Origin of the sequence: Amycolatopsis sp. NPDC051903 (genome assembly GCF_044452505.1) — a bacterium.
GTDB lineage: Bacteria > Actinomycetota > Actinomycetes > Mycobacteriales > Pseudonocardiaceae > Amycolatopsis.
Window position 1 is genome coordinate 20,452 of the sequence record NZ_JBITBT010000017.1, and the last position, 25,989, is coordinate 46,440.

Annotated in this window: 21 protein-coding genes; 17 read left to right on the forward strand and 4 right to left on the reverse strand. The window is 72.8% G+C overall.

Going from position 1 to position 25,989, the window contains the following annotated elements:
• Nucleotides 1-108: 108 nt before the first annotated feature.
• On the forward strand, nucleotides 109-759 hold the full coding sequence (locus ACIA77_RS29665) for a GntR family transcriptional regulator (RefSeq protein WP_395889284.1): 651 nt from the start codon (nucleotides 109-111) through the stop codon (nucleotides 757-759).
• A gap of 396 nt (nucleotides 760-1,155) precedes the next feature.
• Here ACIA77_RS29665 and aroA read toward each other — a convergent pair whose 3' ends face one another.
• Nucleotides 1,156-2,475 (reverse strand): 3-phosphoshikimate 1-carboxyvinyltransferase, encoded by a 1,320-nt coding sequence (gene aroA / locus ACIA77_RS29670; RefSeq protein ID WP_395889285.1) that lies wholly within the window; start codon nucleotides 2,473-2,475, stop codon nucleotides 1,156-1,158.
• A gap of 95 nt (nucleotides 2,476-2,570) precedes the next feature.
• Between aroA and ACIA77_RS29675 the strand changes: the two genes are divergently transcribed.
• The 9 genes from ACIA77_RS29675 (at nucleotide 2,571) to ACIA77_RS29715 (ending at nucleotide 12,456) form a co-directional block, all read left to right on the forward strand.
• Complete coding sequence (locus ACIA77_RS29675) at nucleotides 2,571-4,271, forward strand: CTP synthase (protein WP_395889286.1); 1,701 nt, start codon at nucleotides 2,571-2,573, stop codon at nucleotides 4,269-4,271.
• Entirely contained in the window at nucleotides 4,268-4,900 is a 633-nt protein-coding gene (locus ACIA77_RS29680) for an NUDIX domain-containing protein (RefSeq protein ID WP_395889287.1), read from the forward strand. The genes ACIA77_RS29675 and ACIA77_RS29680 overlap by 4 nt, the downstream gene beginning before the upstream one ends.
• 99 nt (nucleotides 4,901-4,999) lie before the next feature.
• Nucleotides 5,000-5,902: a site-specific tyrosine recombinase XerD gene (gene xerD / locus ACIA77_RS29685; protein WP_395889392.1), complete on the forward strand. Its 903-nt coding sequence runs from the start codon at nucleotides 5,000-5,002 to the stop codon at nucleotides 5,900-5,902.
• Nucleotides 5,903-6,026: 124 nt separating this feature from the next.
• Entirely contained in the window at nucleotides 6,027-7,037 is a 1,011-nt protein-coding gene (locus ACIA77_RS29690) for a ParA family protein (RefSeq protein WP_395889288.1), read from the forward strand.
• The gene (locus tag ACIA77_RS29695; protein WP_395889289.1) at nucleotides 7,034-7,438 is read left to right on the forward strand and encodes a cobyrinic acid a,c-diamide synthase; all 405 of its coding nucleotides are present in this window, start codon (nucleotides 7,034-7,036) and stop codon (nucleotides 7,436-7,438) included. Before ACIA77_RS29690 ends, ACIA77_RS29695 begins: the two co-directional genes overlap by 4 nt.
• Nucleotides 7,438-8,364 carry a segregation and condensation protein A gene (locus tag ACIA77_RS29700; RefSeq protein WP_395889290.1) on the forward strand — a complete coding sequence of 309 codons (927 nt, stop codon included), beginning with the start codon at nucleotides 7,438-7,440 and terminating at the stop codon, nucleotides 8,362-8,364. The genes ACIA77_RS29695 and ACIA77_RS29700 overlap by 1 nt, the downstream gene beginning before the upstream one ends.
• 344 nt (nucleotides 8,365-8,708) lie before the next feature.
• Nucleotides 8,709-9,716 (forward strand): SMC-Scp complex subunit ScpB, encoded by a 1,008-nt coding sequence (gene scpB, locus ACIA77_RS29705; RefSeq protein WP_395889393.1) that lies wholly within the window; start codon nucleotides 8,709-8,711, stop codon nucleotides 9,714-9,716.
• On the forward strand, nucleotides 9,706-10,458 hold the full coding sequence (locus ACIA77_RS29710) for a pseudouridine synthase (RefSeq protein WP_395889291.1): 753 nt from the start codon (nucleotides 9,706-9,708) through the stop codon (nucleotides 10,456-10,458). Before scpB ends, ACIA77_RS29710 begins: the two co-directional genes overlap by 11 nt.
• A gap of 102 nt (nucleotides 10,459-10,560) precedes the next feature.
• Complete coding sequence (locus ACIA77_RS29715) at nucleotides 10,561-12,456, forward strand: Xaa-Pro dipeptidyl-peptidase (protein WP_395889292.1); 1,896 nt, start codon at nucleotides 10,561-10,563, stop codon at nucleotides 12,454-12,456.
• 42 nt (nucleotides 12,457-12,498) lie between these two features.
• On the opposite strand, the gene ACIA77_RS29720 is transcribed toward ACIA77_RS29715, so the two are convergent.
• The 3 genes from ACIA77_RS29720 to ACIA77_RS29730 are packed head-to-tail and all read right to left on the reverse strand — an operon-like array spanning nucleotide 12,499 to nucleotide 14,576.
• On the reverse strand, nucleotides 12,499-13,689 hold the full coding sequence (locus ACIA77_RS29720; RefSeq protein ID WP_395889293.1) for a cation:proton antiporter: 1,191 nt from the start codon (nucleotides 13,687-13,689) through the stop codon (nucleotides 12,499-12,501).
• Entirely contained in the window at nucleotides 13,689-14,171 is a 483-nt protein-coding gene (locus ACIA77_RS29725) for a cation:proton antiporter regulatory subunit (protein ID WP_395889294.1), read from the reverse strand. The genes ACIA77_RS29720 and ACIA77_RS29725 overlap by 1 nt, the downstream gene beginning before the upstream one ends.
• 36 nt (nucleotides 14,172-14,207) lie before the next feature.
• On the reverse strand, nucleotides 14,208-14,576 hold the full coding sequence (locus tag ACIA77_RS29730; protein ID WP_395889295.1) for a DUF4267 domain-containing protein: 369 nt from the start codon (nucleotides 14,574-14,576) through the stop codon (nucleotides 14,208-14,210).
• 248 nt (nucleotides 14,577-14,824) lie between these two features.
• Between ACIA77_RS29730 and cmk the strand changes: the two genes are divergently transcribed.
• The 7 genes from cmk (at nucleotide 14,825) to ACIA77_RS29765 (ending at nucleotide 25,971) form a co-directional block, all read left to right on the forward strand.
• On the forward strand, nucleotides 14,825-15,541 hold the full coding sequence (cmk, locus tag ACIA77_RS29735; protein WP_395889394.1) for a (d)CMP kinase: 717 nt from the start codon (nucleotides 14,825-14,827) through the stop codon (nucleotides 15,539-15,541).
• Nucleotides 15,538-16,197 carry a lysophospholipid acyltransferase family protein gene (locus tag ACIA77_RS29740; protein ID WP_395889296.1) on the forward strand — a complete coding sequence of 220 codons (660 nt, stop codon included), beginning with the start codon at nucleotides 15,538-15,540 and terminating at the stop codon, nucleotides 16,195-16,197. Before cmk ends, ACIA77_RS29740 begins: the two co-directional genes overlap by 4 nt.
• A 16-nt stretch (nucleotides 16,198-16,213) precedes the next feature.
• Nucleotides 16,214-17,698 carry a ribosome biogenesis GTPase Der gene (gene der, locus ACIA77_RS29745; protein WP_395889297.1) on the forward strand — a complete coding sequence of 495 codons (1,485 nt, stop codon included), beginning with the start codon at nucleotides 16,214-16,216 and terminating at the stop codon, nucleotides 17,696-17,698.
• 303 nt (nucleotides 17,699-18,001) lie between these two features.
• Nucleotides 18,002-21,940, forward strand: coding sequence for a Pls/PosA family non-ribosomal peptide synthetase (locus ACIA77_RS29750; RefSeq protein WP_395889298.1), 3,939 nt, complete (start codon nucleotides 18,002-18,004; stop codon nucleotides 21,938-21,940).
• 82 nt (nucleotides 21,941-22,022) lie between these two features.
• Complete coding sequence (locus ACIA77_RS29755; RefSeq protein WP_395889299.1) at nucleotides 22,023-23,444, forward strand: M1 family metallopeptidase; 1,422 nt, start codon at nucleotides 22,023-22,025, stop codon at nucleotides 23,442-23,444.
• 58 nt (nucleotides 23,445-23,502) lie between these two features.
• Nucleotides 23,503-24,360 (forward strand): peptidylprolyl isomerase, encoded by an 858-nt coding sequence (locus ACIA77_RS29760; RefSeq protein ID WP_395889300.1) that lies wholly within the window; start codon nucleotides 23,503-23,505, stop codon nucleotides 24,358-24,360.
• A gap of 72 nt (nucleotides 24,361-24,432) precedes the next feature.
• On the forward strand, nucleotides 24,433-25,971 hold the full coding sequence (locus ACIA77_RS29765; protein WP_395889301.1) for a hypothetical protein: 1,539 nt from the start codon (nucleotides 24,433-24,435) through the stop codon (nucleotides 25,969-25,971).
• The last annotated feature ends 18 nt before the right edge of the window (nucleotides 25,972-25,989 follow it).

The following is a 25,989-nucleotide window of genomic DNA, read 5'->3' on the forward strand; positions in this document are numbered from 1 at the left end:
CATTTTGGTATCCCAAAATTGGTATCCCAAATATCGCGCCGAGATCCACCGCCGTCAACCCTCCGCCGATAAACTGCGGTCGACGGGGAGGCCGGCAGGAGGCACTGCGTGACCACGACGGAGGATCGGGCCCCACTCGCGGCGACGCGCCGGCGGGTGCTCGACGAGCTGCGCGAGCGGATCCTGTCCGGGCGCCTGCGGCCCGGCGACCGGCTGGTCGAACGGGAACTCGCCGACGGGCTCGGGGTGTCGCGCGTGCCCGTGCGCGAGGCGATCCGCAGCCTCGAAGCCGAGGGGTTCGTGGTCGTGGAGTCGCCGCGCCGCGTGGTCGTGCGGACGCTCGCGCGGGTCGACGTCGAGGAGCTGTTCGACGTCCGCGAGTCGCTGGAGAGCCTGGCCGCCGGGCTCGCGGCGACGCGGGCGGGTCAATCCGACCTGCGCCGCCTGGAGCGGCTGCTGGCCGACGCGGCGCGGGCCGCCGCCCGAGGCGATGCCGCGCGGACGACGGTGCTGAACAGCCGCTTCCACGACGAGATCGTCGCCATCGCCGGCAACACCCTGCTCACCACGCTGCTGGCCCCGCTCGAAGGGCGGCTGCGCTGGCTGACCAGCCAGAACGAGCACTGGTCCGATCTGCACGAGGAGCACCACCGGCTCGTGGAGGCCATCGCGTCGGGTGACGCCGCGCGAGCGCGGGAGTACGCGGCGGAGCACGTGCGCGTGAACCGCCGCGTGACGCTGGAGGCCCTGTTCGGTTGAGGAACGGTCGCTCCGACTCGCGGGACGGGGATTGGCCCACCCCGGGTGAACCCGCGGCGGGTAGCCACACGAGACAAGGCTTCGGGCGTGGTGTTCCGCCCGCGTTCCGCGGCTGGAGCGCGGCTCCTGCGCCTGACCTCGCCACGGCGGGCCCGCCGAAGGGCCTCCGCCGGCCGACGCGGCGTGCCGTCCCGGCCGACGTGCGCGACCACCTGCTGCGAGCGAGTTTTTCACGCCCCGGAGCTGCGCACGCGCTCCGCGCCGAGCGCGCCGCCTGGCGCACCACCCTGCCAACGCCGCCCGCGGCGTCGTACGCGGCCGCCCGTCGTGGCGGCCCGGTCCGGGTACCTCGTGCCGGTCACCGAGTCCGGGGTCGTCGCCGGCGAGGTCGGGCGGTTACCGGCCTGAGCCGAGCATCCCGGACCACGTGTCGACGAACCCGGGGAAGGTCTTGCCGACCGTGGCGGGGTTTTCGACGCGGACCCCTTCCACGCGCAGGGCCAGCACCGCGGCGGCCATGACCAGGCGGTGGTCGTCGTAGGTGTGGAACACGCCGCCGTGCAGCGGGGCCGGGGTGATGCGCAGGCCGTCGTCGGTTTCGGCGACGTCGGCGCCCAGCGCGGACAGCTCGGTGGCCAGTGCGGTGATGCGGTCGGTCTCGTGGCCGCGCAGGTGCGCGACGCCGGAGATGACCGACGAGCCGTCGGCGAAGCAGAGCAGAGCCGCGATCACCGGGGTCAGCTCGCCGACCTCGTGCAGATCGAGCTCGACCCCCGGGATGCGCGGGCCGCCGGTCACGGCGAGGCCGTCGTCGTCCAGCTCGACCGTGGCGCCGAGCGCGGGCAGGAGGCTGCGCAGCCAGTCGCCGGGCTGCGTGGTGGTGCGAGGCCAGCCCGCGACGCGCACCGTGCCGCCCGCGGCGACCGCCGCGGCGACGAACGGCGCGGCCGTCGACAGGTCCGGCTCCACCACGTACTCGGGGCACGACAGCTTCGAGGGCGCGACGTGGAACTCCGCGCCCTCGCGCTCGACGGTCGCGCCGAAGCGGCGCAGCATGTCCAGCGTCATCGCGATGTGCGGTTCGCTCGGCGGCGCGTCGCCGACGAGGCGGACCGTCACGCCGCGGTCGAACGCGGGCCCGGCCAGCAGCAGGGCCGACAGGAACTGGCTCGACGCCGACGAATCGAGGTCCACCGCGCCGCCGCGCACGCCACCGTCGCCGTGGACGGTGAAGGGCGGCGCCCCGCGACCAGGTCCGGCACCGTCGTCGATGCGCACCCCGAGGCGGCGCAGCGCGGCCAGCAGCGGGCCGATCGGCCGGCGGCGGATGGCCTCGTCACCGTCGAAGAGCACCGGGCCTTCGCCCAGCGCGGCCAGCGCGGGCGTGAAGCGCGCGACCGTGCCGGCGTTGCCGAGCACGACCTCGACCGGCTCGCGGTGGCTGCTGCCGGTCGAGCCGAGCGGGTGCACGAGGAAACCGTCGGCCGTCTCCTCGGACCGCCCGCCCAGCGACGCCAGCGCGCCGAGCATCAGGCGGGTGTCGCGGGAGTCGAGCGGCACGCGCACCCGCGTCGGCGCGCTCGCGAGCGCCGCCAGCACGTAGGCGCGGTTCGTGATCGACTTCGAGCCCGGCACGCGCACCCGCGCGTCCAGCGCCGCCGCCGCTACCGGCGCGGCCCAGTGGTCAGCTCTCTCGGCGTGGTGCGCTTCCGTCACGGACCGAAGCCTAGCGTGGCCGTCCGCGTCAGCCCGCCGCGCCGGGTACGGGCGTGAGCGAGCGGATCCGCGCGCGTGCGATATGCTGGCGGCCCGTGGGACATCAGTCGCGGGCTACCAAGTTTGTCTTTGTCACCGGAGGCGTCGCCTCCTCTCTGGGTAAGGGACTCACGGCCTCCAGCCTCGGTCAGCTCCTTACCGCACGCGGGCTTCGCGTCACGATGCAGAAGCTCGACCCCTACCTGAACGTCGACCCCGGGACGATGAACCCGTTCCAGCACGGCGAGGTGTTCGTCACCGACGACGGCGCCGAGACCGACCTGGACATCGGGCACTACGAGCGGTTCCTCGACCGGGATCTCGACGGCAAGGCCAACGTCACGACCGGTCAGGTCTACTCGGAGGTCATCGCCAAGGAACGGCGCGGCGAGTACCTCGGCGACACCGTGCAAGTGATTCCGCACATCACCGACGAGATCAAGTCGCGCATCACCGCCGCGGCCGGTCCCGACGAGCACGGGAACGCACCGGACGTGGTGATCACCGAGGTCGGCGGCACGGTCGGCGACATCGAGTCGCTGCCGTTCCTCGAGGCGTGCCGCCAGGTGCGCCACGACGTCGGGCGGGACCACTGCTTCTTCCTGCACGTGTCGCTCGTGCCCTACCTCGCGCCGTCGGGCGAGCTCAAGACCAAGCCGACGCAGCACTCGGTCGCCGCGCTGCGCAACATCGGTATCCAGCCCGACGCGCTGGTCTGCCGCGCCGACCGGGAGCTGCCGGAGGACCTCAAGCGCAAGATCGGCCTGATGTGCGACGTCGACTCCGAGGCCGTCATCGCGTGCCCGGACGCGCGCTCCATCTACGACATCCCGAAGGTGCTGCACGGCGAGGCGCTCGACGCGTACGTGGTGCGCCGGCTCGGCCTGCCGTTCCGCGACGTCGACTGGACGGTGTGGGGCGACCTGCTCGACCGCGTGCACAACCCGAGCGAGATCGTGCGCGTCGCCGTGGTCGGCAAGTACATCGACCTGCCGGACGCGTACCTGTCGGTGACCGAGGCCCTGCGCGCGGGGGGGTTCGCCCACCGCGCCAAGGTCGAGATCGTGTGGGTGGCCTCCGACGACGCGCAGACCGCGTCGGGCGCCGCGTCCGTGCTGTCCGATGTGGACGGTGTGCTGATCCCCGGCGGGTTCGGCATCCGCGGCATCGAGGGCAAGGTCGGCGCCATCGAGTACGCCCGCACGCGCGGCGTGCCGCTGCTGGGCCTGTGCCTGGGCCTGCAGTGCATGGTCATCGAGGGCGCACGGCACCTGGCGGGCATCGAGGACGCGAACTCGGCCGAGTTCGACGAGGACACGAAGCACCCGGTGATCTCCACGATGGCCGACCAGCGCGACGTCGTCGCCGGCGAACGCGACATGGGCGGCACGATGCGCCTCGGCGCGTACCCGGCGAAGCTCAAGCCCGGCTCGCAGGTCGCGAAGGCGTACGGGACCACCGAGGTGTCCGAGCGCCACCGCCACCGCTACGAGGTGAACAACACCTACCGCAAGCAGCTCTCCGAAGCCGGCCTGGTGTTCTCGGGTACCTCGCCCGACGACCGGCTGGTCGAGTTCGTGGAGCTGCCCGCCGACGTGCACCCGTTCTTCGTCGGCACGCAGGCGCACCCCGAGCTCAAGAGCCGCCCGACCCGGCCGCACCCGCTCTTCAGCGCGTTCGTGAAGGCCGTGGTGGACCGCAAGGTCGCCGAGCGGCTGCCGGTGGAACTCGCCGAAGCGCCCGTGGCGGCCCGGTGAGCGAGCCCGGCAAGCACGAGTTCACCGTCGCCGGCTCGCGCGTCGTCCACATCGGACGCGTCGTCGGCCTGCGGGTCGACGACGTGGTGATGCCCGGCGGCGAGACGGCCGCCCGCGAGGTCGTCGAGCACCTCGGCGCCGTGGCGATCCTCTCGCTCGACGCCGAGGACGCCGTCACGCTCGTCCACCAGTACCGGCACCCGCTGGGGCACCGGCTGTGGGAGCTGCCGGCCGGCCTGATCGACAAGCCGGGGGAGGACCCCGTCGACGCGGCGAAGCGCGAGCTGGTGGAGGAGGTCGGGCTGGCGGCGGGCGAGTGGGCGACGCTCGTGGACGTCGCCGCCTCGCCCGGCTTCACCGACGAGGTCGTGCGCGTGTTCCTCGCGCGCGATCTGTCCGAAGTGGACCGCGAGGTGCTCGGCGAGGAAGAGGCCGACCTCGTCGTCAAGAAGTTCCCGCTCGCCGACGCCGTCGAGATGGCGCTTGCGGGCGAACTGGTCAACGGCGCCACCGTGTCCGGGGTGCTGGCCGCCCACGCCGTGCTCACCGGGGCGGCGAAGACGCGCCCGGCCGACGCGCCGTGGCGCGACCGGCCGACCCGGTTCGCGCAGCGGCGCGCCGAGGACTGAGGCCCGTCGTCCGCGCCTGCCGCGCGTCGGCGGGCGCGGACGCCCGGCAGGCCTAGAGTGTGCCCCGTGACGGGCACGGGCAGGACCGCGGTGGTGGACGTGATCGCCGCGTACCTCGACCACCTCGTGGTCGAGCGCGGCACCGCCCGCAACACCCTCGACAGCTACGCCCGCGATCTGCGCCGCTACGCCGCCCACCTCGAGGCGGCGGGTGTCACCGAGTTCCCGGCCGTGACGCCGGCGCACGTCACGTCGTTCGGCGCCGCGCTGCGCGAAGGCGACGCGGAGCACCGGCCGCTGGCTGCGTCCTCGGCCGCGCGGGCGCTGGTCGCCGTGCGCGGGCTGCACAAGTTCGCGCACGCCGACGGACTCACCGAGCACGATCCCGCGCGCGAGGTCCGGCCGCCGGCCGCGGCGAAGCGGCTGCCGAAGGCGCTGCCCGTGACCGACGTGCTGAAGCTCCTGGAAACCCCGCCGCCCGACGGCGAGCGGCCCCTGCGCGACCGGGCGCTGCTCGAGCTCCTCTACTCCACGGGCGCCCGCATCTCCGAAGCCGTCGGCCTCGACGTGGACGACGTCGACGACACCGAGCGCACCGTGCTGCTCGACGGCAAGGGCGGCAAGCAGCGCCTCGTGCCCATCGGCCGGCCCGCCGTGGAGGCGCTGCACGCCTACCTCGTGCGGGCGCGCCCGGTGCTCGCCGCGCACGGCCGCGGCACTTCGGCGATGTTCCTCAACGCCCGCGGCAGCCGCCTGTCGCGCCAGAGCGCGTGGCAGGTCCTCAAGGACACCGCCGAACGCGCGGGCATCACGGCCGACGTCTCGCCCCACACCCTCCGCCACTCCTTCGCCACCCACCTCCTGGAAGGCGGCGCGGACGTCCGCGTCGTGCAGGAGCTGCTCGGCCACGCCTCGGTGACGACGACCCAGGTGTACACGCTCGTCACGGTGAACACGCTGCGGGAGGTCTACGCCACCGCGCACCCGCGCGCCCTGGGCTGAACGCCCGAACGCGTTCCCCCGGCCGTGGTGACTCGGCGAACCCCTCCCGGCGCGGCGCTTTGCCGGGGCTCCGACTCCGCGCATAGGCTGCCGGGGACCTCGCCGAACAAGGAGCTTTCCCGCTATGTCGACACCGACACCGAACCAGCCGGAGCGTCCGGCCGCGTCCGCCGGGTCGGCCGCGGCGAGCCTCTCCCAGGCGACGATCGCCACGCCCGCCGACCACGACGGCGACGAGCCCTCCGACGGCGCGCGGCCCAGCCGGGCCGAGAGAGCACGGGCGCGGGCCAAGGAACGCGAGGAGAGCGGCATCGGGCCGACGGGCCGGCCGCTGCGCGACATCCCGGAACCGCCGCCGCTGGACCACCACGGGCCGGCCCAGGTGCTCGCGATGTGCAACCAGAAGGGCGGCGTCGGCAAGACCACGTCGACGATCAACCTGGGCGCGGCGCTCGCCGAGTGCGGGCGCCGGGTGCTGCTGGTCGACTTCGACCCGCAGGGCGCGCTGTCCGTGGGCCTGGGCATCCAGCCGCACGAGCTGGACCAGACGGTCTACAACGTCATCATGGAGCGGTCCGTCGGCATCGAGGACGTGCTGCGCAAAACCCGCGTCGACGGCGTTGACCTGCTGCCGAGCAACATCGACCTGTCCGCCGCGGAGGTCCAGCTCGTCGCAGAGGTAGGGCGCGAACACACGTTGTTACGGGTCCTTCGTCCAGTGCTGAACGACTACGACTATGTTCTTGTCGACTGCCAGCCCTCGCTCGGCCTGTTGACGGTGAACGCATTGACCGCCGCGGACGGTGTGATCATCCCCCTGGAGTGCGAGTTCTTCAGTCTGCGAGGCGTCGCGCTCCTGATCGACACGATCGAGAAGGTGCAGGAACGCCTCAACCCCAAACTGGACATCACGGGGATTCTCGCCACGATGTACGACCCGAGAACCCTGCACTCGAAGGAGGTCATGGCTCGCGTGGTGGAGGCATTCGGCGACACCGTGTTCGACACGGTGATCAACCGCACCGTGCGGTTCCCCGAGACGACTGTCGCGGGTGAGCCGATCACGACCTGGGCCCCCAAGTCGGCCGGCGCGGCAGCCTATCGCGCGCTGGCCCGCGAGGTGATCGCTCGGTGAGCAGGCGCGCTTCCCTGCCCGGAGCGTCGGAGCTCTTCCGTCTCACCTCCAGCCCCACCAGCACGGCACTCGACCGCCCGGCGGCACCCGCGCCGGCCGAGCCGCTCCCGCCGAAGAAGCGGGCGGACGCCGACCAGCTGAGCCGCGCCGCGGCGCCCAGCGGGTCCGGCCGCACGAAGCACGACGCGAAGATCACCGTGTACGTCTCGGGCGACGAACTCCTCGCCATGGAACAGACCCGGCTGAACCTGCGGGCGAAGCACGACCTCGTGGTCGACCGCGGCCGCCTGGTCCGCGAGGCCGTGGCGGTGCTGATCGCCGACTTCGACCAGCGCGGCGACGACTCCGTGCTGGTCCAGCGATTGCGGGCGACCGAAGACGAAGGCGGATCCGAGGGCTGATGGACGAACCGGCATCGGCCGACCAGCCGGAGCCGGAACCCACGGCCCCGGACCCCGAGGTGCCCGTCGCGCACGAAACGGTGCACGGCGGGACGATCCCCGAGGGCTACGCCGAAGAGCTGAGCACCTCGAAGTTCAAGGTGCGCCTGAAGAACTTCGAGGGTCCGTTCGACCTGCTGCTGCAGCTCATCTCGCAGCACCAGCTCGACGTCACCGAGGTCGCCCTGCACCAGGTCACCGACGACTTCATCGCGTACACGCGCGCGCTCGGGACGGACTGGAACCTCGACGAGACCACGGAGTTCCTGGTCATCGCGGCGACCCTGCTCGACCTCAAGGCCGCCCGGCTGCTGCCGGCGGCCGAGGTCGAGAACGAGGACGACCTCGCGCTGCTCGAGGCCCGCGACCTGCTCTTCGCGCGCGTGCTGCAGTACCGCGCGTACAAGCAGGTGGCCGCTCTGTTCGGCGAACTGGAGCAGGGTGCGCTGCGGCGCTACCCGCGGTCGGTGGCGCTCGAGGAGCGCTTCGTCGGCCTGCTGCCCGAGGTGATGCTGGGTGTCACGCCGCAGCGCTTCGCGGAGATCGCGGTGGCCGTGTTCCGGCCGAAGCCGCCGCCGACCGTGTCGATCGCGCACCTGCACATGGGCCGGGTGTCCGTGCGCGAGCACGCGGCCCTGCTGCGGGTGAAGCTCGCGGAATCGGGGCAGGCCACGTTCAAGGAGCTCGTGGTCGACTGCGAGCACACCGTGGAGATCGTCGCGCGCTTCCTGGCGCTGCTGGAGCTGTACCGCGAGTCGTCGGTGCAGTTCGACCAGGAGGAGGCGCTGGCCGAGCTGCACGTCCGCTGGACCGGCGGCAGCGTCGAAGAGGCCTCGGCCGCCGCGGCCCACGACCGCGTGGCGGCCGAAGAGGAGGAGTACGGGTGAGCACCGAAGACGACCACGCCGGCGTGGAGGCGATCGACCTCGACCGCGAGATGAACCCGGCCGCTCCGGCGCTCGAGGCCGAGGACGGGGCGCCGGACGAAGCGGTGGCTGCCGAGGTTCCGGAGGTCACGGATGCGGCTGCCGGTGAGGACGAGCCCGCGAGCACCGAACCGGAAGCGGCTGAGGAACCGAGTGCCGAGGCGCCCGGGACTTCGCCCGCCGCGGCCGCGAATGCCGAGCCGTCCGCGACCGCGGACAGCGAATCCGTGGAAGCCGGACAGCCGGAGCTGGCGGACAGCGGACCTGTCGACGCCGGGCGGGCGGACCCGTCGGGCAGCGATTCCGTGGAGGCCGCGCAGCCGGACGAGTCGAGTAGCGAACCCGTGGAGGACGGCCAGCCGGAACCCTCGGAAAGCGGAGCCGTTGAAGCCGAGCAGCCGGACGAGTCGAGCAGCGAACCGGCGGACGGGGAGCAGCCGGCGTCCGATGCCGAGGCGACGGAGGCGGAACAGCCGCAGGCCGCTGACACCGGCGCAGCGGATGCCGGGCAACCGGCATCGCCGGAGCCTGCGGCGGCCGATGCCGGGACGTCGGAGACCGCGGATGCCGGAGCTGCCGAAGCCGAGCAGCCGCCTTCGCCGGAATCGCCGGAGCCTGCGGCGGCCGATGCCGGGACGGACGGAGCCGCGGACACCGGAGCCGCCGACGCCGAGCAGCCGCGGTCCCCGGAACCCCCGGAGCCTCAGGAGCCGGGCCACGACCCCGAATCCGACCTCGTCGCGGCCGGGGACGTCAGTGATCTGCCTGACGTCACCTCCGACGAAGCGCTCGAAGCCGCCCTCGAAGCGCTCCTGCTCGTCGTCGATTCGCCGGCGAGCGAGCAGACGCTGGCGGAGACGGTGGAGCAGCCGGTGGCCCGCGTCACCGTCGCGCTGCGGACCATGGCGCAGAAGTTCACCGAGCGCGCCAGCGGGATCGACCTGCGGCGAGTCGGGGAGGGGTGGCGGTTCTACACTAGGGACACGTACGCCCCGTTCGTGGAGAAGCTCCTGCTCGACGGCCAGCGGTCGAAGCTGACCCGGGCCGCGCTGGAGAGCCTCGCCGTGATCGCGTACCGGCAGCCGGTGACCCGGGCCAGGGTCGCCGCGGTGCGCGGGGTCAACGTCGACGGCGTGATCCGGACTCTGCTGGCCCGCGGCCTCATCGAGGAGATGGGCACCGACCCGGAGACGACGGGCACGCTGTACGTGACGACCGAGCTGTTCCTGGAGCGACTGGGGCTGTCGTCGCTGAACGACCTGCCCCCGATCGCTCCGCTGCTACCCGAAGTGGACACCATCGATGACATCTAGCGAGCACCCCGACGGCGTCCGGCTGCAGAAGGTCCTCTCGCAGGCCGGCGTCGCGTCGCGGCGCGCGGCCGAGGACCTGATCGTGGCCGGCCGGGTGGAGGTGAACGGCGAGGTCGTCACCGAACTCGGCCGGCGCGTCGACCCGCTCGAGTCGGTGATCCACGTCGACGGCACGCGCGTGAACCTGCGCGACGACCTCGTGTACCTCGCCTTCAACAAGCCCAAGGGCGTCCACTCGACGATGTCGGACGACCGCGGCCGCCCGTGCGTCGGCGACTACCTGCGCGGCCGTTGGGAGGAGACGCCCGGCGTCGTCCACGTCGGCCGGCTCGACGAGAACACCGAGGGCCTGCTGCTGCTCACCAACGACGGCGACCTCGGCCACCGGCTCATGCACCCGTCCTACCGCGTGCTCAAGACCTATTTCGCGGAGGTCGAGGGTCTCGTGCCGCGCGGTCTCGGCAAGGAGCTGCGGGCCGGCTGGGAGCTGCCCGACGGCATCGTCAAGGTCGACCAGTTCCGCGTGAAGGACATGCACTCCGGCAAGAGCATGATCGAGCTCGTGATCCACGAGGGCCGCAAGCACATCGTGCGCCGCCTGATGGCGTCCACCGGGCACCCGGTGCGCAAGCTCGTGCGCACCGCGGTCGGCGACGTGCAGCTCGGCAACCAGCGCCCCGGCACGATCCGCCGCCTCAACCGCGGTGAGGTCGGCGCGCTGTACCGCAACGTCGAACTCTGATCCGTTCGGGGGTTTCCCGCTCCGGTCCCCACTTTCCGCCCTGGTGCCGCGCGTCCGCGTCCTCCTAGCTTGATCGACATCCGATTGCGCTGGAGGACTGGAATGCGTGTGCTCAGAGGGCTCTGCGCGGCGGCGGTCGTCGCCGCGGGGCTCGTGGTGCCGGTGCAACAGGCGGCCGCGAGCCCCGCCGGCACCGAGCCGGTGTACGACTTCGCCGGAGCGGTCCGCGAAACGGTGTGGGTGGACGTCGGCCGCGACGGTGACGGCGACGGCAAACCCGACCGCGTCGCCGCGGACATCGTGCGGCCGGCGGAACCGGCGGCGCAGGGCCGCAAGATCCCCGTGATCATGGACGCGAGCCCGTACTACTCATCACTGGGGCGCGGCAACGAGAGCGAGTTCAAGACCTACGACCAGCAGGGCCGCCCGGTCGGGTTCCCGCTGTTCTACGACAACTACTTCGTGCCCCGCGGCTACGCGGTCGTGCTCGTGGACCTCGCCGGCACCAACCGGTCCACCGGTTGCGTCGACGTCGGCGGCGCGTCCGACGTGCAGTCGGCCAAGAAGGTCGTCGACTGGCTGAACGGCCGCGCCACGGGCTACAGCGCGAAGTCCGGGGGCAGCAAGGTCACCGCGAGCTGGAGCGACGGCGGCGTCGGCATGATCGGCAAGTCCTACGACGGCACGATCGCCAACGGCGTGGCCGCCACCGGCGTCGCCGGGCTGAAGACGATCGTCCCGATCTCGGCGATCAGCTCGTGGTACGACTACTACCGCTCCGACGGCGCGTCGTTCGGCTTCGACCCCGACGGGCTGGCGCGGACCGTGGAGACGCGCAACGGCGGCCAGGACTGCTCGGCGGAGAACGCGAAGCTCGCGAAGGGTGCCACCGCGAACGGCGACTACGGCCCGTTCTGGGCGGAGCGCGACTACGCGGCGCAGGCGAAGAACGTGCACGCGAGCGTGTTCGTCTCGCACGGCGTGAACGACCTCAACGTCAAGACGATCAACTTCGGCCAGTGGTGGGACGCGCTCGCGAAAGCCGGGGTGCAGCGCAAGATCTGGCTGGCGCAGACCGGGCACGTCGACCCGTTCGACTACCGCCGCGCCGAGTGGGTCGACACGCTGCACCAGTGGTTCGACCACTACCTCATGGGCCTCGACAACGGCATCGAGAAGCAGCCGATGGCGACGGTCGAGCGGCAGCCGGACCAGTGGGCCGACCAGTCCTCGTACCCGGCGGCGGGTGCGGCCGCGACGACGCTGCGCCCGCACGCGGGCTCGGTGGCCGGCGTCGGCACGCTGACCACGGCCGCGTCGTCCGGCACGGCCTCGTTCACCGACGACCCGAAGCTCGGCGAGGACGCGTGGGCGGCGAACCCGGCGGCGGCGTCGGCCAACCGCGTGCTCTACAGCACCGGCACGCTTTCCGCGCCACTGCAGGTTTCCGGGACTTCGTCGATCACCGTGACGGCCACGCCGAGCACGTCGTCGGCGCGCCTGTCGGCGATGCTCGTGGACTACGGTCCCGCCACGATCCGCAACTACTCCGCCGGTGGCGAAGGCATCAAGACCGGCACCGCGGAGACCTGCTGGGGATCGAACGCCCCCGGTGACGACGCCTGCTACAAGGTCACCAGCGCGGACACCGCGAACGTCGGCTACACGGTGATCAGCCGCGGCTGGGCCGACCTCGCGAACTACCGGTCGCTGAGCAAGGAGTCGCCGCTGACGCCCGGCAAGGCGTACTCGATGACGTTCCGCCTCGCGAGCACCGACCACGTGGTCCCCGCGGGCCACGCGCTGGCCCTGATCATCGGCGGCACGGACGGCGACTTCATCACGGGCCCGGCGAAGGCGCCGAAGCTGACGGTGGATCTGGCGAAAACGTCGGTGCGGGTGCCGCTCGCGGGCACCGCACCCGCGGGCCCGGGCGCGGCCCTGCCGGGCACCGCGGTCACCTCGGTCCGCAACGACCCGCGGCTCGACCTGCGGTGACCGGCCGGGTGGGCGTCCCGCGCGCCGGGGCGCCCACCCGCCTCACGCCGGGGCTTCGCTCGGCTGTTCGCGCGGTTTCCGTTGCAGCGCCTTGGCGATCGGCTCCACGATGCGCGCGGCGGTGGGCCCGAGGATCGCCATCAGCAGCACGTACGCGGTCGCCAGCGCGGCCAGTTCGCCGTCGACCGCGCCGGCGGTGACGGCGAGGCCGGCGATGACGATCGAGAACTCGCCGCGCGCCACCAGGGCCGCGCCGGCGCGGGCGCGGCCGAGCCTGCCGATCCCTTGTCTTCGCGCGGCCCACCAGCCGGTGCCGACCTTGGAGAGCGTGGTGAGCACGGCGAGCGCGACGGCCCACCCGAGCACCGGCGGGATGGACGCCGGGTTCGTGTTGAGCCCGAACACCACGAAGAACACGGCCGCGAACAGATCGCGCAAGGGTTCGAGCAAGCGCGTCGCGTTGTGGGCGGTGGAGCCGGACACGGCGATGCCGAGCAGGAACGCCCCGACGGCGGCCGAGACCTGCAGTGCCGAAGCGATGCCCGCGACGAGCAGCGCCGCGCCGAGGATCTTGAGCAGGAACACCTCGCGGTCGTCGCTGTCGACGAGCGCGGAGACGTAGCGGCCGAACTTCAGGGCGATCACGAGGACCACGGTGATCACCAGCAGCGAGATGCCCACGGCCTCGAGTCCGCCGAGGAAGCTGACGCCGCCGAGGATCGCGGTGAGGATCGGCAGGTAGAGCGCCATCACCAGGTCTTCGAACACCAGGATCGACAGCACGACGGGCGTTTCCCGGTTGCCCAGCCGGCCGAGGTCGCCGAGGACCTTGGCGATGATCCCGGACGACGAGATGTAGGTGACCCCCGCCATCACGATCGCGCCGATCGGGCCCCAGCCCAGCAGCAGTGCGACGGCCGCGCCGGGCAGTGCGTTGAGCACGATGTCGACGAGCCCGGCCGTCCACGAGCGGCGCAGGCCCGTGAACAGTTCCGCCGCCGAGTACTCGAGCCCCAGCAGCAGGAGCAGCAGCACGACGCCGATCTCGCTGGCCAGGTGCGTGAAGTCGCCGATGTCGGCGAGCGGGATCACGCCGCCGGAGCCGAAGCACAGGCCGCCGAGCAGGTAGAGCGGGATGGGGGAGAGGCCGATCCGGCCGGCGAGCCTGCCCAGCACGCCCAGCACGAAGAAGACCCCGCCCAGTTCGATCAGGGACAGCGCGGTGTGGTCCATCAGCCTTGTTTGAGGATCTTGGCGGCGGCGTCCAGACCTTCGGACGTCCCGACCGCGACGAGCAGGTCGCCGGCGGTGAAGGTGAAGTCCGGCGTGGGGGACGGGTGCACCTGCCCCGCCCGCGCCACCGCGACCACCGACACACCGGTGCGGGTGCGCATCGCCGTGTCGCCGAGCGTGCGGCCGTCGAACAGGCCGTCCTCGGCGATCGGCAGCTGGCGGGTGTGGATGCCCGGCAGTTCGCGGTGTTCCTCGGTGAGCTGCGCGACCAGTTGCGGCGCACCGAGGAGGTTCGCGAGCGCACCCGCTTCGTCCGCGGAGAGCGGCAGGGAGGCCAGGCAGGCGTCGGGGTCGTCGGACTTGGAGACGATCAGCTCGATCTTGCCGTCCCGCTGCGTCACGACGCCGATGCGCCGTCCCGCACGGGTGGCGAAGTCCTTGCGGACACCGATTCCGGGCAAGGGGGTCACTTCGACGTTCACACCGGCCACGGTAACCCATTGTCCGTTTCGCCAGGCTCAGGCGAGCTCGAGCAGGAGGGTCGCGGCGATCACCACGGCCGCCGTGGCGCCGTGCACGCCGAACGCGAGCGCCCGGTTTCCCTTGTGCCGCAGGATGATCAGCATGTCGCCGATGGGGATGAAGGCCTCGGCGAGCAGGATCCAGCCGAGCACGTGCGGTCCGCCGATCAGCATCGCCGCGCCCGCCGCCAAGCCGGCCCCGATGTCGCGGACGCCCTTGATCTCGAAGAACGCCGTGGTGCCGGTGGGGATCGTGGCGAGGCCGAAGGTGGCGGCGCTCTTCGCCGGGGCGAGCAGGTAGGTCAGCCCGATGTACACGATGCCGACGGCGACGATGCCGGCGATGACGTAGGCGGTGACGATCATGAGTCCTCCAGAGAACTAGCATCGCTAGGAACACTGACAAAGCTAATCTAGCGACGCTAGATTGTCTAGTGCTGCTGGAATCGAAACCGGGACGGCGCGCGGATCGCCTCGCGCTGCTCGTCGCGCGCTTCGGGGGCCGACCGCACCCGAGCCGCCTGACCGGCCAGGGCGGGCGACGGGCAGAATGAACGCCGATCAACGCAGAGGACGACGCGAGGAGAGTTTCGGTGACGGGAGCCCTACGTGGTGTGGTCGCGCTGGACGGCCCGTCGGGAACCGGCAAGACCACGGTCGCGCGCAAGCTCGCCGACCGGCTCGGCGCGGGTTACCTCGACACCGGTGCGATGTACCGGCTCGTGACGCTCGCGGTGCTGCGGTCGGGTACCGACCCGGCCGACACCGACGCGGTCGGCCACCTCGCGCATGACGTGCACTTCACCATCGGTACCAGCCCCGAGCGCCCCGACGTGCGGCTCGAGGACGAAGACGTGGCCGCCGAAATCCGCGGGCCCGAGGTCACGCAAGCCGTCTCCGCGGTCTCCGCGGTGCCGCAGGTGCGCGAGCTGCTCGTGGCGCGCCAGCGCCGGATCATCGCCGATGTGCTCGCCGACACCGGCGGGATCGTGGTGGAAGGGCGTGACATCGGCACCGTCGTGGCGCCCGAGTCGCCGCTCAAGGTCTACCTCACCGCTTCGGCCGACGTGCGCGCCGCGCGGCGCAGCGGCCAGGACACCGCCGCCGGGCGCGAGGTCACCGTCGAGGCCGCGCGCGAGTCCGTCGAGCGCCGCGACCGCCTCGACTCCACGCGCTCGGCGTCGCCGCTGCGCGCGGCCGAGGACGCCGTGCCGGTCGACACGTCCGAGCTGACCATCGACCAGGTGATCGTCGCCCTGTCCGAGCTCGCCTGCCGTCGCGGCCTGCTCGACGACTGCCCCGCCGACGCCGCGGTCGAGGTGGCGCCGTGACCGGAGGCGCGCTGCCCGAGGGCGCGATCGGCCTCCTGCACGACGCCGGGCGCATCTTCGCCCGGTACCATCTGCGCTCGGCGTTCCGGATCCGCGTGCACAACCGCGAGCGGATGCCCGCCACCGGCCCGGTCGTGGTGATCGCCAACCACAGCTCCATGATCGAGCCGCAGCTGATCTTCGGAATGCTGCCGCGGCGTTCGGCGTTCCTCGTCAAGGCCGAGATGTTCAAGGGCGCGGCGGGGCGGTTCCTGCGGGCGATCGGCCAGATCCCGGTCAAACGGGGTGAGATCGACCGCACGCCGCTGATCACGGCGGTCGGCGTGCTCAAGGCCGGCGGGGTCGTCGGCATCTTCCCCGAGGGCACGCGGGGCGCGGGTGACGTCGGCGCGGCCGAGAAGGGCGCGGCCTGGCTCGTGCGGGCCTCCGGGGCGACCGTGCTGCCGGTCGCGACGCGGGGCACGTTGAAGCCCGCGGGCGGGAAGCGGCGCTGGCGCCCGCGCGTGGACATCCTCACGGGGGAGCCGTTCACGCCGAAGGTCGGCCCGGGCCGCACCGGCCTGGAAGAGGGCACCGAGGAGCTGCGGCTGCGGCTCGCGGGGCTCGTGAAGACTTTGGACGATTGGCGCGCCGGGAACGGACTCGGCTCGCCGTAGGTGGAGTGGGAACACGATGACAGGGTTTGACGGCGGCACGGACGCCGGGTTCGAAGGTGCCGGGGAAATCGACGGCACCTGGTCCGACGAGACCGAGTTCGCCGCGCTCGACGCGCAGATCGAGGCCGAAGGCGCCGCCGAGGAGGCGAACCTCGCGCAGCCGGTGCTGGCCGTGGTCGGCCGGCCCAACGTGGGCAAGTCCACGCTGGTCAACCGCATCCTGGGCCGGCGAGAGGCCGTGGTGCAGGACGTGCCGGGCGTGACGCGTGACCGCGTCGCCTACGACGCGTACTGGGGCGGCCGGCGGTTCACGCTGGTCGACACCGGCGGCTGGGAGCCCGACGCGACGGGCCTGCAGGCCGCCGTCGCCGCGCAGGCCGAGATGGCGATGCAGACGGCCGACGCCGTGCTGCTCGTGATCGACGCGACCGTGGGCGCCACCGCCACCGACGAGGCCGTGGCCCGCGTGCTGCGGCGCTCGAAGAAGCCGGTGCTGCTCGCCGCGAACAAGGTGGACGACGACCGGCTGCTGGCCGACACCGCTTCGCTGTGGTCGCTCGGGCTCGGGGAACCGCACCCGGTCAGCGCGCTGCACGGCCGCAGCTCGGGCGACCTGCTCGACGCGATCATCGAGGCCCTGCCCTCGGCGCCGCGCGAGAGCGGCACCGTGACGGCCGGCCCGCGGCGCGTCGCGCTCGTCGGCAAGCCCAACGTGGGCAAGTCGAGCCTGCTCAACAAACTGTCGGGCGAGCAGCGCTCGGTGGTCGACGCGGTCGCCGGCACCACCGTCGACCCGGTCGACTCGCTGGTGGAGCTCGACGGCGAGGTCTGGCGGTTCGTGGACACGGCGGGCCTGCGCAAGCGCGTGAACTCCGCCAACGGAGCGGAGTACTACGCCTCCCTGCGCACCAAGACGGCGATCGACGCGGCCGAGGTCGCGATCGTGCTGCTCGACGCCGCCGAGCCGCTGTCCGAACAGGACCTGCGCGTGCTGACGATGGTCGTCGAAGCGGGCCGCGCGTGCGTGCTGGCCTTCAACAAGTGGGACCTGGTGGACGAGGACCGCCGCCACGCGATGGTGCGCGAGCTCGACCGTGGTCTGGTCCGCGTGCCGTGGGCGGAGAAGGTGAACATCTCCGCGCTCACCGGCCGTTCCGTGCGCAAGCTCGCGCCCGCGCTGCGCACCGCGCTGAAGTCGTGGGACCAGCGCGTGCCCACCGGTCAGCTCAACGGGTGGCTCTCCGACCTCATCGCGGCGACCCCGCCGCCGGTGCGCGGCGGCAAGCAGCCGAAGGTGCTCTTCGCCACGCAGGCCGGCATCCGCCCGCCGACGCTGGTGCTGTTCACCACCGGTTTCCTCGAAGCCGGTTACCGTCGGTTCATCGAGCGCAAGTTCCGCGAGCGGTTCGGCTTCGAGGGCAGCCCCGTCCGGGTGAACGTGCGGGTGCGGGAAAAGAAGGCGAAGCCGAAGGTCGGCGGCAAGGCCGCGAGGGGCCGCTGACTCGAACCGGAGCGGTTTCCCGGTCGCCACCGTGGAAACGCGCCCGGGAACCCCGTTCCCCGGCGCGTTTTTCACGCTCCGATCAGGCCCTTGCGCTCGGTGACGTCCGACACTCGGCTGTGACCCTTGCGCTATCCGACGTTCACCTCGGCGTATTGTCGAGGGCCGCAACGGGCGCCTCATTCGGAGTGCCGGCCCGAATGACGCTCGCGGAAGGTGAGTGATGGGCTTGCACGCCCGTGTTACGACCCTGCACGTCCTGTTCCTGAATCCGGTGGTCACCCGCCGTGACGGGGTGGTCCGGTGACCCTCACCGCGGACCACGCCGGGACGACCACCACCGACGACGCCGGCGCCCTACTGGCGTGCGTCGCCGAGGTGACCCACGCCCCGTCGCCCACCCCGGTCGCCGACCGCGCCCTCTTCTGGTCCGGGCTCGGCGCCAGCGAGCGCACGCTGCTCCAGGTGCTCGCCGAGACCGCCGAGCGGCACCCCAACGCCGCCGCCGTCGACGACGGCACCACCACCCTGACCTACCGCCGCCTCCTCGAGGAGATCGACGCGTACGCCCGCCGCCTGCGGGCCCACGGCGTCGGCCTCGGCGACCGCGTCGGCATCCGCATCTCCTCCGGCACGGCCGAGCTGTACGTCGCCATCCTCGCCACCCTGTCCGTCGGCGCCGCCTACGTGCCGGTCGACGCGGACGACCCGGACGAGCGCGCCGAGCTGGTGTTCGGCGAGGCCGGCGTGGCCGCCGTCGCGACCGACGGCACCATCACCGTCACCGGGACCCCGGGCCGCCGCGAAGGCCGCCCCGGACCGGCCGACGACGCGTGGATCATCTTCACGTCCGGTTCCACCGGCAAACCCAAGGGCGTCGCCGTCACGCACGCCTCCGCCGCGGCCTTCGTCGACGCCGAGGCGCAGCTGTTCCTCACCGACGAGCCCGTCGGCCCCGGCGACCGCGTGCTCGCGGGCCTGAGCGTCGCGTTCGACGCCTCCTGCGAGGAGATGTGGCTCGCGTGGCGCCACGGCGCCTGCCTGGTGCCCGCACCGCGCGCGCTGGTGCGCACCGGCGTCGACCTGGGCCCGTGGCTGGTCGCGCAGCGCATCACCGTCGTGTCCACCGTGCCGACGCTCGCCGCCCTGTGGCCGGCCGACGCGCTCGAGGACGTCCGCCTGCTCATCTTCGGTGGCGAAGCGTGCCCGCCGGAGCTGGCCGAGCGCGTGGCCGTCGAAGGCCGCGAGGTGTGGAACACCTACGGCCCGACCGAGGCCACCGTCGTCGCCTGCGCCGCCCAGCTGACGGGGGAGGGGCCGGTGCGCATCGGCCTCCCGCTCGCGGGCTGGCAGCTGGCCGTGGTCAACGAGGCGGGCGAGCCGGTTCCGATGGGCGAGACCGGGGAGCTCGTGATCGGCGGCGTCGGCCTGGCGCGCTACCTCGACGCCGAGAAGGACGCGCAGAAGTTCGCGCCGCTGCCCGCGCTGGGCTGGCAGCGCGCCTACCGCAGCGGCGACCTGGTCCGCGCCGAAGCCGAGGGCCTGCTGTTCCTCGGCCGGCTCGACGAGCAGGTCAAGCTCGGCGGTCGGCGCATCGAGCTCGGTGAGGTCGACGCCGCGCTGCAGGCGCTGCCCGGAGTGCAGGGCGCGGCCGCCGCGATCCGCCGCACCAAGGCGGGCAACCAGGTCCTGGTCGGCTACGTCGTGCCGAGCGCCGGCACCGGGTTCGACGTCGACGGTGCCGCGACCCGGCTGCGCGAGCAGCTGCCGGCCGCGCTGGTGCCGCTGATCGCGGTGATCGACGACCTGCCCACGCGCACGTCGGGCAAGGTCGACCGCGCCGCGCTGCCGTGGCCGCTGTCCACTGTGGACGCCGGCGAGGCGGGCCTGTCCGCCACCGAGGCGTGGCTGGCCGAAGGCTGGGCGGAGATCCTCGGTGTGACCGCGGCGGACCCGAAGGCCGACTTCTTCACCCACGGCGGCGGCAGCCTCACGGCCGCGCAGCTGATCGCGCGCATCCGCACGCGCCATCCCGAGGTGTCGGTCACCGACATCTACACGCACCCGAAGCTCGGGGCGCTGGCCTCGATGCTCGACGCGCTCAGCGGCGCGGAGACCGAGCGCCGCGACGTCCAGCCCACACCGCGGCGTGCGGGTGTGCTCCAGACCGTGCTGATGGTCCCGCTCATGGGGCTCGTCGGCCTGCGCTGGGCGACGCTCGCCGCGGCGCTGTCGAACGTGCTGGCGCTACTCGGGTTCGCCTGGGCGCCGACGCTGAACTGGGGCTGGGTCGCGCTCGCGTGGCTGGTGCTGTTCAGCCCGGCCGGGCGCATCGCGATCGCGGCCGGTGGCGCGCGCGTGCTGCTCTCGGGTGTGCTGCCCGGCAGCTACCCGCGCGGCGGCAGCGTGCACCTGCGCCTGTGGACGGCGGAGAAGCTGGCCGAGTTCAGCGGCGCGGACGGCGTCGCCGGCGCGTCGTGGATGACGACCTACGCGAAGGCGCTCGGCGCGCGCGTGGGCAAGGACGTGGACCTGCACTCGCCGCCGCCGGTCACCGGTTTCCTGAAGCTGGGCCGCGGCGCCGCCGTCGAGCCCGAGGTGGACCTGTCGGGCCACTGGGTCGACGGCGACCTCGTGCACATCGGCAAGATCCGCATCGGCGCGGAGGCCCGCGTCGGTTCGCGCAGCACGCTGTTCCCCGGCGCCCGCATCGGCAAGGGCGCGGAGATCGCCGCCGGGTCGACCGTGCGCGGCGCCGTGCCGGCCGGCCAGCGCTGGGCGGGGTCGCCCGCCGTCCGCGCCGGCAAGGACGCGAAGGACGCGCTGAAGTGGCCGTCGAGCCGCCCGCCGCGTTCGCGGTTCTGGGCGACGGTCTACGGCGCGACGTCGCTCGTGCTCGGCTTCCTGCCGGGCTTGGCAGCGCTGCCCGGTGTCGCGGTGCTGGGGTACGCGATCTGGGGCTCGCCGAGCCTGGTCGACGCCGCCGGGAGCGCCCTGATCTTCACGCCGGTCGCGACCGTGGCCTACTTCCTCACCTACGCGCTGCTGGTGCTCAGCGGCGTGCGCCTGCTGGGCGTGCGCCTGGTCGAGGGCTACCACCCGGTGCACGGCCGCGTCGCGTGGCAGGTGTGGGCGACCGAACGGCTCATGGGCATGGCCCGCGAAGGGCTGTTCCCCTTGTACGCCAGCCTGTTCACGCCGGTGTGGCTGCGGCTGCTCGGCGCGAAGGTCGGCCGGGGCGTCGAGGCCTCGACGGTGCTCGCGCTGCCGAAGATGACCAAGGTCGACAGCGGTGCGTTCCTCGCCGACGACACGATGGTCGCGACTTACGAACTCGGCCACGGCTGGCTGCACGTCGCGCCCGCGCGCATCGGCAAGCAGGCGTTCCTGGGCAACTCCGGCATGACCGCGCCGGGCCGCTCGGTGCCGAAGCGCGGCCTCGTGGGCGTGCTGTCCTCGACGCCGGCGAAGGCCAAGAAGGGCTCCTCCTACCTGGGCATGCCGCCGCTGCCGGTGCGTCGCGCGATCGGTGAGGCCGACACGAGCCGCACGTACAACCCGGGGCTGCACCTCAAGGCCGCGCGCGCGTTCGTGGAGCTGTGCCGGATCGTGCCGGTGATGTGCGGGGTCGCCCTCACGGCCGGTGTCGTGTTCGGGCTGCTGGGAATCGCGCGGCAGACCGGGTTCCTGATCGCCGCGCTGCTGGCCGGGCCGGTGCTGCTGGCCGCCGGGATCGTCGCGGCGCTCACCGCGACCGCGGTGAAGTGGCTGCTGGTCGGGAAGTTCCGCGAGATCGACCACCCGCTGTGGAGCTCGTTCGTGTGGCGCAACGAGCTGGCCGACACGTTCGTCGAGGCGCTCGCCGTGCCGTGGCTGATCGGTTCGATCGGCGGCACGCCGCTGCTCACGGGCTGGCTGCGCACCATGGGCGTGAAGATCGGCCGCGGCGTGTGGCTCGAGACGTACTGGCTGCCCGAGGCGGACCTCGTGCGCCTGGGTGACGGTGCGACGATCAACCGCGGCTGCGTGGTGCAGACCCACCTGTTCCACGACCGGATCATGAGCATGTCCCGCGTGGAGTTCGGCGAGGGCGCGACGCTGGGCCCGCACGGCATCGTGCTCCCCGGCGCGAGCATCGGCGCGCGCACCACTGTGGGCCCGGGTTCGCTGGTCACGCGCGGCGACGCGGTGCCCGCCGACACGCGCTGGCTCGGCAACCCGATCTCGGCCTGGCGTCGGTGAGCCCGGGACCGTTGCGGCGGGCGGAGATCCGCGCGATATTTCCGGGAGAAGACGACCACACCGAAAGCGGGGTTCTGCGCGCGTGACCTCCTCGAAGGCTGCCGTGCCGGCACCCGGCGCGGAAACCTCCGGAGATTCGTACCTTCCCGGCCACGGCAACGGCGGCTACCACGTCCGGCACTACGACCTCGACCTCGACTACCGGGTCGGTCCCAACCGGCTGTCCGGCACCGCGGTGCTCACCTGCGTGGCGACGCAGGCGCTGTCGCGGTTCTCGCTCGACCTCGGCGAGTTCCGCGTCTCGCGGGTGCTCGTGGACGGCAAACCGGCGAAGTTCGTGCGGCGGGCGCTGAAGCTGCAGGTGAGACCGGCGAAGTCCGTGCCCGCGGGCACGGAGTTCCGGGTCGAGGTGCGCTACGTCGGCAATCCGCGGCCGGTGCCCAGCCGGTGGGGTGACATCGGCTGGGACGAGCTCACCGACGGCGCGCTCGTGGCGAGCCAGCCGATCGGCGCGCCTTCGTGGTTCCCGTGCAACGACCACCCGGCGGACAAGGCGAGCTACCGCGTGGCGGTGAGCACGTCGTCGACCTACCTGGTGGCGGTGACGGGGAACCTCGTGTCGCGCACGCAGTCGGCCAGCACGGCGCAGTGGGTGTTCGAGCGGCCGGAGCCGACGGCGACGTACCTGATGAGCGTGCAGATCGGGCGCTACGACGACGTCGAGCTCGTGGCCGGCGCCGGCGCGGGCTGGTTCTCGCACCCCGAGGCGCGCTCGTTCCGGCTGCGCCTGGGGTTCGGCCGCGGCAGCGGGGTCGAGTCCGTGGTGACGACGGTGCCGCAGCGGGCCGCGGTGCCGCCGCGGCTGCGCAAGGCGTTCGCGCGGGATTTCGGCCGCCAGGGCCGGATGATGGACGCGCTGCAGCGCTGGTACGGGCCGTACCCGTTCGGTGAGTACGTGGTGGTCGTGACCGACGACGAGCTCGACGACCCCATCGAAGCGCAGGGCATGGCGATCTTCGGCGCCAACCACGTGGACGGCAAGCGCACGTACGAGCGGCTCGTGGTGCACGAACTCGCGCACCAGTGGTTCGGCAACAGCCTCACGGTCGCCGACTGGCGCCACATCTGGCTCAACGAGGGCTTCGCGACCTACACCGAGTGGCTGTGGTCCGAGGAGGCCGGCGGCGAGCCGGCCGCCGCGTTCGCCCGGTGGTGGCACGCCCGGGTCAAGGCCAAACCGGCCGACGTGCGGATCAGCGACCCGGGCGTGGGGCGGATGTTCGACGAACGGGTGTACAAGCGCGGCGCGCTCACGCTGCACGCCCTGCGCGGCGAGATCGGCGACCCGGCGTTCTTCGCGCTGGTGAAGGCGTGGCCCGCCGAGCACCGGCACGCGACGGTGAGCACGGACGAGTTCGTGGCGGCCGCGGAGGCGTACGCGGGGCGTTCGCTGAGGGAGTTCTTCACGGCCTGGCTGGACACGCCGGCGCTGCCACCCCTGTGACCGGTTCCGCCGGGCGGCGGCGGGCGGGCACAATGGCGGCCTGACGAAGGGGGCGTCCATGACGTGGCCGGATCCACCGCGACGAGGTGGGACAGCGTGGGTCTGGGTCCTGGCGACGGTGGTGGTGCTCGTCGCCGCCTTGGGGATCACCGCGTTCGTGACACCCGGGTTCCTCCGGCCCGCTGCCTCCGTGTCAGGACTCGGGCGGGTCGTGCGGGGCGCGCACGGGAGCACTCCGCCGACCGCGCCGCCGACCACGAGTGAAGGCCCGCCGGTGTCCATCCCGTCGGCGCGCACGCCCGAGCCGCACCGGCCGCAGGCTCTGGCGGACCCGTCGGACTGCAGCTACCCACCGGACCCGGCCGCGGCCGCGGGCAAGACCGCGACCCCGCCCGCCGACGGCCCGGAGCCCGCGAACGGCACGCTGGGTGTCGACCTGCGCACCACGGCCGGCGACATCGGGCTGACGCTCGACCGCGCGCTCGCGCCGTGCACGGTGGCGAGCTTCGAGGCACTGGCCAAGCAGGGCTTCTACACCGGCACCCGGTGCCACCGGCTCGGCACGACCGACCTGCAGATGCTGCAGTGCGGCGACCCGCTCGGCGACGGCACGGGCGGGCCCGGCTACACCGTGCCCGACGAGTTCTTCCCGGAGCTGACCTACGGCCGCGGCCTCGTCGCGCTCGCCAACGCGGGCCAGCCGGGCTCCGGCGGCAGCCAGTTCTTCCTGATGTTCGGCGACACCCCGATCCCGCCGTCGTACACCGTCTTCGGCACCATCTCCGACGCCGGCCTGACCGTCCTGGACAAGATCGCGCGCGGCGGCGTGGACACCTCGGGTCCCGGCGCCTACGGCGACGGCACCGGCCCGCCGAACATCCCGGTCGGCTTCACCGAGGTCACGGTCCAGGGCTGACCACCGGGCGTCACCACCCCGTCACGCCTCCGGCGGCTGCGGCGCCGGCGCGCGGCGCGGCAGGCTCGCGGAATGGCGATCGAGTTCCGGCAACGGCACGTGAACCAGGCACTGATGGGCATCCCGAGACGCGCGGAGTCCTCGGACCGCGCCACGCTGACGCGGACGTTCGTGGCCGCGGGCTCGTTCTCGGCGATGCTGCACTCGAGCGACCACCAGGTCCTCTACGGCCGCCGCGGCGCGGGCAAGACGCACGCCTTGCTGCACCTGAGCGACCTCGTCGACGGTGCCGGCGACGTCGCGGTCTACCTCGACCTGCGTACGCTCGGCAGCGCGGGCGGGCTGTACTCCGACAGCGGGATCCCCGCCGCCGTGCGGGGTACGCAGCTGCTCGTCGACACGATCGAAGCGGTGCACGACGAACTGCTGGCGGTCGCCGTCGACCGCGAGCTGGGCGACCCGGACACGCTGCTGCCGGCGCTCGACGCGGTCGCCGAGGCGGCCACGGCCGTGGAAGTGGTGGGGGAGGTGGAGCGCGAGACGAAGGCGAACTCCGCCGAAGAGGTGTCGCACGGGCTCGAACTCGGGCTGCCGTCCACAGCGCGGGTTTCGCTGGGGCACAAGCGATCCGCCGGTGGGGAGCGCCGGCTGCGGCGCACCGGGACCGAGCGGCACCGGGTGGTGTTCGGTCCGCTCGGGCGGGCGCTGCGAGCCGTTACCCGGGCGCTGAAGGGCCGGCGGATGTGGCTGCTGCTGGACGAGTGGAGCTCGCTGCCGCGGCAGCTGCAGCCGTTGCTCGCCGACCTGCTGCGCCGCAGCTTCCTCCCGACGCCGGGAATCACGGTGAAGATCGCGGCCATCGAACGCCGCTCGCGGTTTCGCGCCCGGCTCGCCGACGGTGATCACCTGGGGATCGAGGTCGGGGCCGACGCGGCGTCGGCCGTGAGCCTCGACGACCTCATGATCCTCGACGACGCCCGCACGCGCGCCCAGGAGTTCTTCGCGCAGCTGTTCTTCAACCACGCCACCGCGCGGCTGGTGGCGATGCTGCCGGCGCCGCCGGCCGACGCGAATGCGTTGGTCGCGGAAGCCTTTCGCGGCAGTGCGTTCGGCGAGCTCGTCCGCGCGGCCGAGGGGGTGCCGCGCGACGCGATCAACATCGCCGCGCTGTCGGCCCAGCGCGCGCACGACCAGCCCATCGGCCTGCGCGACGTCCGGCTCGCCGCGCGGGACTGGTACCTGCGTGACAAGCAGAGCGCCCTCTCCGGCGACGAGGCCGCGACCGCGTTGCTGCGGAAGCTGGTCGACGAGGTCGTCGGGCGCCGCCGCTCCCGCACGTTCCTGCTCGACCGCGCCCAGGGTCCGCGCCACGAGCTCATCGCGGACCTCTACGACGCGCGGCTGCTCCACGTCCTGCGCCGCGGCCTGGCCGACCAGCACCACCCCGGGACGCTGTACGACGGGTTCGCCATCGACTACGGCTGCTACGTGGCGTTGCTGCTGGGCGAGGACTCCCGCCGGCCGCGCGGGTCGTGGCTGACGCTGCCGAAGGGCGTGCCACCGGACGGGTTCAGCCTGGCGCGCGAAGCGGTGGATCTGGACCGGCTCTGACAGAAGTCCGCCCGCGGA

Coding starts and splice junctions, on each gene's coding strand:
- der (WP_395889297.1), top strand. CDS start 16,214: ATGACAGGGTTTGACGGCGGCACGGACGCCGGGTTCGAAGGTGCCGGG.
- ACIA77_RS29690 (WP_395889288.1), top strand. CDS start 6,027: ATGTCGACACCGACACCGAACCAGCCGGAGCGTCCGGCCGCGTCCGCC.
- ACIA77_RS29700 (WP_395889290.1), top strand. CDS start 7,438: ATGGACGAACCGGCATCGGCCGACCAGCCGGAGCCGGAACCCACGGCC.
- ACIA77_RS29710 (WP_395889291.1), top strand. CDS start 9,706: ATGACATCTAGCGAGCACCCCGACGGCGTCCGGCTGCAGAAGGTCCTC.
- ACIA77_RS29715 (WP_395889292.1), top strand. CDS start 10,561: ATGCGTGTGCTCAGAGGGCTCTGCGCGGCGGCGGTCGTCGCCGCGGGG.
- ACIA77_RS29720 (WP_395889293.1), bottom strand. CDS start 13,689: ATGGACCACACCGCGCTGTCCCTGATCGAACTGGGCGGGGTCTTCTTC.
- ACIA77_RS29765 (WP_395889301.1), top strand. CDS start 24,433: ATGGCGATCGAGTTCCGGCAACGGCACGTGAACCAGGCACTGATGGGC.
- ACIA77_RS29760 (WP_395889300.1), top strand. CDS start 23,503: ATGACGTGGCCGGATCCACCGCGACGAGGTGGGACAGCGTGGGTCTGG.
- ACIA77_RS29730 (WP_395889295.1), bottom strand. CDS start 14,576: ATGATCGTCACCGCCTACGTCATCGCCGGCATCGTCGCCGTCGGCATC.